The sequence below is a fragment of the Streptomyces nanhaiensis genome (assembly GCF_046614825.1).
GTDB lineage: Bacteria > Actinomycetota > Actinomycetes > Streptomycetales > Streptomycetaceae > Streptomyces > Streptomyces radiopugnans.
In genome coordinates this window covers 57,355-66,777 of the sequence record NZ_JBKJFM010000002.1, presented here as the reverse complement: position 1 = coordinate 66,777, position 9,423 = coordinate 57,355, and the positions used below count along the sequence as shown (strand labels likewise).

Genomic DNA, 9,423 nt, shown 5'->3' with positions numbered 1-9,423 from the left:
GCCCAGGCCCACCGGTTCCTGCTGCTCCCAGCCTGCGGTTTTGCGGCTTCTGCGCCCACTGCGGTGAAGGCCTTCCCGGCCCGCTTCAGCCAGCGGGCCAAGATGAGAACGCGGGTCACTCCCTCGGCCGCTATTGGACATATCCACAGTGATGAACGGGCAGTCGCACCCTCATGCCCGACGTGCCGTGACGGGGCATGAGGGTGCCGTCTTGCGGGCTGCATCCGTACAGGGTTCTGCTACGGCGTCCGATGCGAGTCCCTGCCGTGGAACCAGGTGGGGGGAGGAGAAGGTGCGATGAGCCTGCTGGTGGGGGTTCTCGGCGGTGCCTTGGTCGTGCTCGTTCTGGCCGATGCCGTGGTCACCACCTTGTCCATGGTGACGACCACCGGTCCGGTCAGCGGCCGGGTGGCCAGGGGGGTGTGGAGGCTATTCCTCGCCGCCGGCACCAGGTCCTCCCGCGGTGGGATCCTGCGGTGGAGCGGGACGTGCACGCTGCTGGCCACTTTCCTGACGTGGGCGGTGCTGTTGTGGGCCGGGTGGTTCCTGGTCTTCACCGCCTACGAGTCCGCGGTGGTCGCCTCGACCACCTCCACTCCCGCCGGCGGCTGGGACCGGGTGTACTTCACCGGCTACACGCTCTTCACCCTCGGCATCGGCGACTATATCCCGGACACCGCCTGGGCCCAGGTGGCCACCGTCCTCGCCTCGCTGTCGGGACTGTTCCTGGTGACCTTGTCGCTGACCTACCTGGTGCAAGTGATCCAGGCGGTGGTGCACAAGCGCGAGGTCGCCGAGCAGATCCACGCCCTCGGGCAGAACGCCCGGCACTTCATTGCCCAGGGCTGGACCGGAAGCGGCTTCAGTTCCATGTTCAACCAGCAGCTGGTCTCCCTGACCGCGCCGCTGCTGCGCCTGGGCGAACAGCACCTGGCCTTCCCCGTGGTCCACTACTTCCACTCCGTCGCACCCCAGAAGGCCCCGGCCCGCGCCATGGCGACCCTCGGCGATGCTCTGCTGCTGCTCGACGTCGGCACAGCCTCCGGCAGCCGGCCGGACCCGGCGGCGATCGGCCCGCTGGGCAGGGCACTGGACCAGGTCCTGGAGAACCTGCGGGGCCAGTTCTTCTCCCCGGCGAAGCAGGAGGAGAGCCGCCCCGTGCCCCCTTTGTCGGTGCTGCGCCAGGTGGGGGTTCCCACTGTCGGCGAGGAGGAGTACGCCGATCGCGTGCGGCAGTACGACGGGCGACGGCGAGCCGTGCAGGGGTTCCTGCACAGCGACGGCTGGCGGGACGGGCCCTCCCACGGGAGCTGACCGCTGCTCCGCGCGGCGGTGCGGTGTTCGGCCGGCCCGTTCACGAGCCGGTCGCGGAGCCGTCAGGGGGACAGGCCCGGTCCGGTGGGGGCTGGTGGTCACGGTTCGATGAGGCCGGTGCGGATGGCGTAGCGGGTGAGTTCCAGGCGGTCTTTGAGGCCGAGTTTGTGCAGGAGGTTGGCGCGGTGGCGTTCCACGGTCTTGACGCTGATTACCAGCATGTCGGCGATCTGCTGTGAGGTGTGGCCTTCGGCGACGAGCTTGAGGACCTCCTCCTCACGGTCGGTGACGGGCCGCCCGGGGATGGTGTCGCCGTCGCGGGTGTGGTCGAGGTAGTGGCGGATGAGGGCGGTGACCGCTCCGGGGTAGAGGAAGGGCTCGTCGCGCATGGCGGCGCGGCAGGCTTCGACCAGGTCGCGGTCGGCGACGGATTTCAGGACGTAGCCGCAGGCTCCGGCTTTGAGGGCTTCGAAGAGGTACTGCTCGTTGTCGTACATGGTCAGGATGAGGATGCGCAGGCCGGGCTGGGCGCGGGAGAGTTCGCGGGCGGCCTGCAGGCCGGTCAGGCGCGGCATGGCGATGTCCAGGACGGCCAGGTCGGGCTGCTGGGCGCGGGCCTGTTCGACCGCTTCGGCTCCGTCGCCTGCTTCGGCGACGACGGTCAGGTCCGCCTCACCGTCGAGGATGAGGCGGACGCCGCGGCGGACCAGAGTGTGGTCGTCGGCCAGGAGGATGCGGGTGGTGGCCGCCTCGGACATGAGTCACGGCCTCCCGGAGTGGGTGGGGATGGTCAGACGCACCTCGGTGCCGCCGTCGGGGCCGGGGGCGAGGGTGAGGTCGGCGCCGATGAGCAGGGCGCGTTCGCGCATGCCGCGGATGCCGGCGCCCTCGGCTGCTCCACCGGTGCCGTGGCCGTCGTCGCGGACGCGCAGCCGCACACCGGCGGATGTGCGGTGCAGGTCGAGGTCGACGCGGGTGGCTCCTGCGTGGCGGGCGGTGTTGGTGAGGCTTTCCTGGGCGACGCGGTAGAGGACGAGTTCGGTGTTGTGGTCCAGCGGCGGCAGGTGCGCGTCGATATGGGCGCGCACGGTGAGGCCGGGGGTGGAGAACTCGCCGGCGAGGGCCTTGAGGGAGCTGGTCAGGCCGAGTTCCTCCAGAACACCGGGGCGCAGTCGGCGGGCGATGCGGCGGATCTCCTCCAGACTGGCGCGGGTGGTCTCCTGGACCTGGCGGATCTCCTCACCGACGGGCGGCGGAGCGTGGTCGGCGACGCGTTTGAGTTCGAGCAGGACGGCGGTGAGGGTCTGGCCGATCTCGTCGTGGAGTTCCTGGGCGATGCGGCGGCGTTCGGCTTCCTGGGCGGACAGGGCGCGGGCGGCGCTGGTGGCGCGTTCGGCTTCCAGGCGGTCGAGCATGGTGTTGAAGGTGGTGATCAGCTCGGCGATCTCGCCGTGACCGCCGGGCGTCAGACGGGCTGTGGGCCGCAGCAGGTCGGTGGTGGTCATGGCGCGGGTGAGACGCTGCAGCGGGGCCAGGCCGACGCGGAGCAGAGCGGCGTTGGCGATGAGCATGGCGGCCAGCCCCGCGGTGAGGACGGCGGCCTCGGTGACCAGGACGGGAGTGGAGACGGTGATCGGCCCCAGCAGCAGTGCGGTGGCTGTGATCAGCACCAGGGCGTTGAGTCCGAAGATCCGCCAGAACAAGGACATCGGGTACCGCCTCCACCTCACTCGCCGTCCTTCCTCCACTATGGCCGTCCCATGCCGGTCGGCCGGCATGGGACGGTGCCGGCTTCCTCCGGCGGTGCGGCCGCCCCGTCAGCCTGAGGACGCGGGCCGCGGGGCGTCCATCGGGTCCGGCACCCATGTGCCGGCCGCGTCCTGCGGGTCGTTACCCCGGGGAAATGGGGGTCAGCCCCGATGGCGACTGCTGCCGGGGGGCGTGATGGTGGAAGTGATACCGCAGCCTTGGCGCCCGGGGAGGAGTCGTGACCCATTCCGAGAACAAGGTGCTGGCGGATATCGAAGCGCAGATGGAACGCAGCGATCCGCAGTTCTCCCGCGGCCTGGACTCCGGACAGCCGTGCAGCCCCCGGGAGTACCGGCGCGGACCGGGCTGGCTGCTGCTGGCCCTCTCGCTGGTACTGGTGGTCGCAGGCTTCGCGCTGCCGCAGGGGCTGCTCCTGGCGACCGGCCTGGTGCTGGCCGGGGTGGCCCAGGAGTACCTGTTCGACCCGGCGCGGGGACACACCTGGTTCCGTCGTCTGCACACGCCATGACACCCGTGGCTCAAGCCCGGTGGGCCCCACACCGGCGGGCAGAGCCGTCGGCTCCGTTGACAGGGCGGATTCTGAACGACGACGCGAGAGCCATCGACACGGTGAGGAAGAAGATTCTGCCGCTGCCCCAGGTGCCCCCAGGAGCAGGAGAGCCGCTGCCATCCCTGCCCCGGCCCGCCGCCCCAGCCTCCGTGCCGCTTTGGGAACAGACGCTGTCCGGTGCGCGGGCGCTCCACTCACCGCGGGCGGTCCCATCCTGACCGCTTCGCCCGTCGCCGGGTTCCGCAGCCGTTTCACCACGCGCTCACCGATGTCGGCGGCCTACACCGGCCATGGACCTGCCGAGGACCGGAGAGGGCCGGCTCGCGCCGACTGTTCTCACCCGTACCGCGCCGCCCGGAACCACAGCGGCGCGGGCCCCGAACCGTGAGGCCCGGACGCCACCCCACTCGACCGCTCTCCCCGTGACGTCGGCCCTCGTGGTGCCGGCGCAATCGCTTCTGTCCGGCCCGGCCCGCACCAGCGCGGTGCCCCGTGCCCCCCGCCGGAGCGGACAGCGGCTTGGAGGGCGTTGCCCGCGGTGGTGGCACGGTATGCCTGGACAGTGATCGAAGCAGCGACCATATGAGGGACGGGCAGATGACGTTGCCGGAGCTGTACACGGCGCTCCTGGGCGGCGGCCTGGTGCTGCTGGCCAGCATCGCCGCCGCCCGTATCGCTCACCGGGCGGGCCTGCCCAGTCTGCTGCTGTTCCTGGCCATCGGTGTGCTGGCCGGCGAGGACGTCCTCGGTGTGGAGTTCGATGACGCCCAGCTCGCCCAGTCTCTGGGCATCGCGGCCCTGGCCGTCATCCTCGTCGAGGGCGGTCTGACCACCACCTGGGCGGATGTGCGGCGTCTGCTGGCGCCCGCCGGAGTGCTGGCCACCGCCGGGGTGGCCGTCTCGACGGTGGTCACCGCGACCGGGGCCCACCTGCTGCTGGGCATGGACTGGTCCCTGGCGCTGCTGCTGGGAGCGATCGTGTCCTCCACCGATGCCGCGGCGGTGTTCGCCGTGCTGCGCTCCCTGCCCCTGCCGCAGAAGGTCACCGGCCTGCTGGAGGCCGAGTCCGGCTTCAATGACGCCCCTACCGTCATCCTGGTCTTGGTCTTCTCCACCGCCGCCGCCGACCTGCCCCATCCCGTTTTCATCGCCGGGAACGTGGTCTACCAGCTGGTCGTCGGCGGCGTACTCGGCCTGGTGCTCGGCTGGCTGGGGGTGGTCGCCCTGCGGCGCATCGCCTTGCCGTCCACCGGGCTGTATCCGCTGGCCACCGCCGGTTTCGGGATCATCGCGTTCGCCGCCGCCGGAGCGGCGAACGCCAGCGGCATCATCGCCGCCTACCTGTCCGGCCTGGTGCTGGGCAACAGCCGCCTGCCGCACCGCGCCGCCACCCGCTCCTTCGCCGAAGGAGCCGGCTGGCTCGCCCAGATCGGCCTGTTCGTCATGCTCGGGCTGCTGGTCACCCCCAGCGAGCTGCCTGCCGCGATCCTCCCGGCTCTGGGCGTCGGACTGGTTCTGCTGCTGGTCGCCCGCCCGGCCTCGGTCCTGGTCTGCCTGCTGCCCTTCCGCATCCCGTGGCGCGAACAGGTGTTCGTCTCCTGGGCCGGGCTGCGCGGAGCCGTGCCCATCGTGCTGGCCACCTTCCCCATCGTCGCGGGCGTTCCCGGTGCCCGCGACCTGCTCAACATCGTGTTCGTCCTGGTGGTCCTGTTCACCCTCCTGCAAGGGCCCACCCTGCCGGCCGCCGCCCGGTGGCTGGGATTGACCCGGCCCGGTGCGCTGCGCGAGGTCCAGGTCGAGACCGCCCCGCTGGACGTGCTCGACGCCGACCTGCTCACCGTCACCGTGCCCGAGGGGTCCCGGCTGGCCGGGGTGGCGGTGTTCGAGCTGCGGCTGCCGCCCCCCACCGTGCTCACCCTGATCGTCCGCGACGGCACCACCCTCGCCCCCCGGCGCGAGACCGTGCTCCGCGCGGGCGACGAACTGCTGCTGATCACCACCCCGGCCACCCGCGAGGCGACCGAACGGCGCCTGCGGGCGGTCGGCCGCCGCGGCCGCCTGGCCCACTGGTTCGGCGAGCACGGCACCCTGGAGCCCACCGGCCGCGACAGTGCCGCATGAATCCAACCTCTCACCGGGGGCCACGACAGCGCCGACGGGCCACCCGCCAGGCGAGGTAGGGGCCGCTTACCGGCCAGCACACGATCAGCACCGCCAGCACCAGAGCACTGGATCGGGGATGGCGCTCGGTATCGGCCCGCCACCCCGGATCGCGCAACAGCAGCCGCGGCAGCGTCCGGGCAAGTCCGGCCACGCCGCCGAGGTAGACCGCCAGCGCGGCGAGCGCGAGAACCACCCCCGCACTGAGCAGCATGGAGAAAGTCTCCTCGCTCACCGTGCGGCGCACCTCCCTCCCTCTGCGGCCCGGGTCAGTCCCCGGTGGCCACGTGCTGCCCGGGGTCGGCATCGGCGGGTGTCCCGTCTCCGGACGGAGCGGGCACCGCCCGGGCCGCGCGGCGCCGGGCCAGCAGGCCGGCCACCGGCTCGGTGTAGCGGGCGGTCAGCGGCCCCAGCACCACCATGATCAGCACATACGCGGTCGCCAGCGGACCGAGTGCGGGCTCGACCCCGGCGGTCACCGCCAAGCCGGCGATGACGATGGAGAACTCCCCCCTGGCCACCAGGGTGCCCCCGGCCCGCCACCGACCCCGAACCGACACCTCGGCCCGCTTCGCCGCCCAGTACCCGGTGGCGATCTTCGTGCCCGCCGTGACGATCGCCAGCACCAGCGCCGGCACGATGACCGGGGGGATGCTGGACGGATCGGTGTGCAGGCCGAAGAAGACGAAGAACACCGCCGCGAACAGATCCCGCAGAGGGCTGAGCAGGTTGTGCGTGCCCTCGGCGACCTCCCCTGAGAGGGCGATGCCCACCAAGAACGCCCCCACCGCCGCCGAGACCTGCAGTTGCTGGGCGATTCCGGCTACCAGCAGCGTCAGCCCGAGCACCACCAGCAGCAGCTTCTCCGGGTCGTCGCTGGAGACGAACCGGGAGATGACCCGTCCGTAGCGGACCGCCACGAACAGCACCAGCCCGGCCACACCCAGCGCGACCGCCAGCGTCACGCTGCCCGCCGCCAGGCTCAGCCCGGCCACCAACGCGGTGACGATCGGCAGGTAGACCGCCATCGCCAGGTCCTCCAGCACCAGAATGCTCAAGATCACCGGGGTCTCGCGGTTGCCCAGCCGCCCCAGATCACCGAGCACCTTGGCGATCACCCCGGAGGATGAGATCCAGGTGACACCGGCGAGCACCACCGCGGCCACCGGCCCCCACCCCAGCAGCAGCGCTATCGCCGCGCCCGGCAACGCGTTCAGCGCGCAGTCCACCAGCCCGGCCGGGTACTGGGTCCGCAGATTGGACACCAGATCGCTGGCGGTGTACTCCAGGCCCAGCATCAGCAGCAGCAGTACAACGCCGATCTCAGCGCCGATGGCGACGAACTCCTCGCTCGCCCCCAGCGGCAGTAGCCCGCCCTCACCGAACGCCAGCCCGGCCAGCAGGTACAGCGGAATCGGGGAGAACCGCAAACGCCCGGCCAGGCGGCCCAGCAGCCCCAGCCCCAGGATGATCGCACCGAACTCGATCAGGAAGATCGCAGAAGAATGCACCCGCTCACTCCCGACCCAGTATCGCCGCGGCCGCGTTCACGCCCTCACGGGTACCGATCACGATCAGCGTGTCCCCACCCGCCAGCCGGAAATCCGGCGCCGGAGAGGGAATCGCCTCCATTCGGCGCAGCACCGCCACCACCGACGCCCCGGTCTCGGTCCGCAGCCGTGCCTCGCCCAGCACCCGGCCGTTCCAGCGCGAGACCGCCGGCAACTCGATCCGCTCGGCCACCAGCCCCAGATCGGTGGTGTACAACAGGCTCGGACTGTGATGCGCGGGCATCAGCGCATCGATCAGCGACTCCGACTCCCCAGCGGTCAACCGCAGCGACAGAGCACACTCATCCGGATCATCCACCCGGTAGGCGCTGAAACTGCGCGTACCGTCATGGTGCGCCACCACCGACACCCGCCGGTGCTCCCGCGTGGTCAGGTCGTATCTGACCCCGATCCCCGGCAACGGCGTGGTACTCATCCGCGGAGCAGACACAGCCCCGTCCTCCCTCATCCGACCGACATCCCCGCGGCCCCTTCCCGGCCGCCCGGCTCTGGCCTTGCGCCAGCGCCGCCCCACGATGACACATCTCCGGCCTATCGCCCCGCAGACCGCCGCACCATCACAACGCGACCGGGCGTGGTTCGTAGCCACCGCGGCCCCTGCCCCGACCGCACCCGGTACCGAGCCCCCTTCCGGGCCCCAGTGCCCCCAAGGGGCGTCTGCGGTATGCGGGGTACAGCGGTGATGCGGATCGAACTGGGAGCCGCGGTGTCCGCCGCCCGTGAGATCGCCGAGGAGGTCCTGCGCCCGCAGGCTGCCACCGTCGACACGGAGCAGCGGTGGCCCGCGGAGGGCATGGCGGCCCTGCTCTCCCGGCTGGGCGGGCTGGTGGTGCCCGAGCACTCCGGCGGCATGGGACACGGGCTGCTGGCCGTGGCGCAGGTGGGCGAGGCGACGGGCCGGGCCTGCGCGTCCACGTCGATCTGCTTCGGCATGCACCTGGTCGGCTCGGCGGTGATCTCCGCACAGGCCGGCGCCGTGCAGCGGGAACGGTACCTGGAGCCGATCGCCGCCGGGGAGCACCTGACGACCCTGGCCCTGTCGGAGCCCGGGACGGGCGGCGAGTTCTGGCTGCCGCAGACCGGCATGGAGCGCTCCGGCGACGGCCGGCTGCGGCTGACCGGCGCGAAGAGCTTCGTCACCAACGGCGGCCACGCCGACTCCTACGTCCTGTCCACCGTCGCCGTGGGCCCGGGGACGCCGCCCGGCCAGTTCTCCTGCACGGTCGTCGACGCCGGCACGCCCGGCCTGGAGTGGGGGCCCGAGTGGCACGGTTTCGGCATGCGGGGCAACGCCTCGCGCAACCTGGAGCTGCCCGGTGTGGAGATCCCCGTCGAATGCCTGCTGGGCAACGAGGGCGACGAGATCTGGTACGTGTTCAACGTCGTCGCCCCCTACTTCCTGATGGCCATGGCCGGCACCTACCTGGGCGTCGCCGCGGCCGCCCTGGAGGAGGCCCGCTCCCATCTGATGCGGCGGCGCACGCGCGCCGGCCGGGTCCTGGCCGGCAACCCGGTCGTACAGCACCGGCTGGGCACGATGTGGGCCCGGGTGGAACGCACCCGGCGGCTGATCTACCACGCCGCCGCCGAGGCGGAGCTCGGCGGCCCCGAGGCCCTGTTGGGGCTGGCCTCGGCCAAGGCCGAGATCGCCGACGCGGCCGAGGCGACCGTGAACGACGCCCTGACCCTGGTCGGCGGGATCGGCTACGGGACCGACTCGCCGCTGCAGCGGATGCTGCGCGCCGCCCGCGCCGCCCATGTGATGTCCCCGCTCCGGCTGGCCGCCGACGCGCTGCCTCCCCGGGCCGACGCCCCCTGGCACCCCGCCGGTACCTAGAGGGCGCTCGCAGTGACCTCACCGGCTGTCGGCGCGCCGGTGCACCCGGCCTCTGGGGCTGCCTTGGCAGTCAGGCCGTGCGAACGTCCCCGGCACCGAGCGACGTGGCGGGAAGGGCCGGTTTCGCGAGCGGGCCCGTATCCGGCGGGGTGAGGCTTGCATCCTGTACCTAGGTACAGGATTACCGTCGAGGTGTTCCCGGAGCTCGGGGGCGGGATGAC

9 protein-coding genes are annotated in these 9,423 nt (G+C 71.8%); 4 read left to right on the top strand and 5 right to left on the bottom strand.

The genetic code is table 11. The annotated features are described in order from the left end of the window. Positions 1 to 297: 297 nt before the first annotated feature. On the top strand, positions 298 to 1,314 hold the full coding sequence (locus tag ACLIYP_RS01165; RefSeq protein ID WP_412711246.1) for a potassium channel family protein: 1,017 nt from the start codon (positions 298 to 300) through the stop codon (positions 1,312 to 1,314). A 98-nt stretch (positions 1,315 to 1,412) separates the two neighbouring features. Here ACLIYP_RS01165 and ACLIYP_RS01160 read toward each other — a convergent pair whose 3' ends face one another. Together ACLIYP_RS01160 and ACLIYP_RS01155 are read right to left on the bottom strand one after the other, a co-directional pair. After that, a complete protein-coding gene (locus ACLIYP_RS01160; RefSeq protein WP_412711245.1) occupies positions 1,413 to 2,072 on the bottom strand; it encodes a response regulator in 660 nt (219 codons plus the stop codon). A 3-nt stretch (positions 2,073 to 2,075) separates the two neighbouring features. Further along, entirely contained in the window at positions 2,076 to 3,023 is a 948-nt protein-coding gene (locus ACLIYP_RS01155) for a histidine kinase (RefSeq protein WP_412711244.1), read from the bottom strand. Positions 3,024 to 3,301: 278 nt separating this feature from the next. Between ACLIYP_RS01155 and ACLIYP_RS01150 the strand changes: the two genes are divergently transcribed. Continuing rightward, positions 3,302 to 3,592, top strand: a complete 291-nt coding sequence (locus tag ACLIYP_RS01150; protein WP_412711243.1) for a DUF3040 domain-containing protein — start codon at positions 3,302 to 3,304, stop codon at positions 3,590 to 3,592. Between the two features lie 639 nt (positions 3,593 to 4,231). Beyond that, complete coding sequence (locus ACLIYP_RS01145) at positions 4,232 to 5,755, top strand: potassium/proton antiporter (RefSeq protein ID WP_412711242.1); 1,524 nt, start codon at positions 4,232 to 4,234, stop codon at positions 5,753 to 5,755. A gap of 10 nt (positions 5,756 to 5,765) precedes the next feature. On the opposite strand, the gene ACLIYP_RS01140 is transcribed toward ACLIYP_RS01145, so the two are convergent. From ACLIYP_RS01140 to ACLIYP_RS01130, 3 genes are read right to left on the bottom strand one after another with little or no spacing between them, the layout of a single operon-like run. Next, complete coding sequence (locus ACLIYP_RS01140) at positions 5,766 to 6,029, bottom strand: hypothetical protein (protein ID WP_412711241.1); 264 nt, start codon at positions 6,027 to 6,029, stop codon at positions 5,766 to 5,768. 34 nt (positions 6,030 to 6,063) lie between these two features. Further along, a complete protein-coding gene (locus ACLIYP_RS01135; RefSeq protein WP_412711240.1) occupies positions 6,064 to 7,305 on the bottom strand; it encodes a cation:proton antiporter in 1,242 nt (413 codons plus the stop codon). A gap of 4 nt (positions 7,306 to 7,309) precedes the next feature. Then, positions 7,310 to 7,780 (bottom strand): cation:proton antiporter regulatory subunit, encoded by a 471-nt coding sequence (locus tag ACLIYP_RS01130; protein WP_412711239.1) that lies wholly within the window; start codon positions 7,778 to 7,780, stop codon positions 7,310 to 7,312. A gap of 249 nt (positions 7,781 to 8,029) precedes the next feature. Between ACLIYP_RS01130 and ACLIYP_RS01125 the strand changes: the two genes are divergently transcribed. After that, a complete protein-coding gene (locus ACLIYP_RS01125) occupies positions 8,030 to 9,202 on the top strand; it encodes an acyl-CoA dehydrogenase family protein (protein WP_412711238.1) in 1,173 nt (390 codons plus the stop codon). Positions 9,203 to 9,423 lie beyond the last annotated feature (221 nt).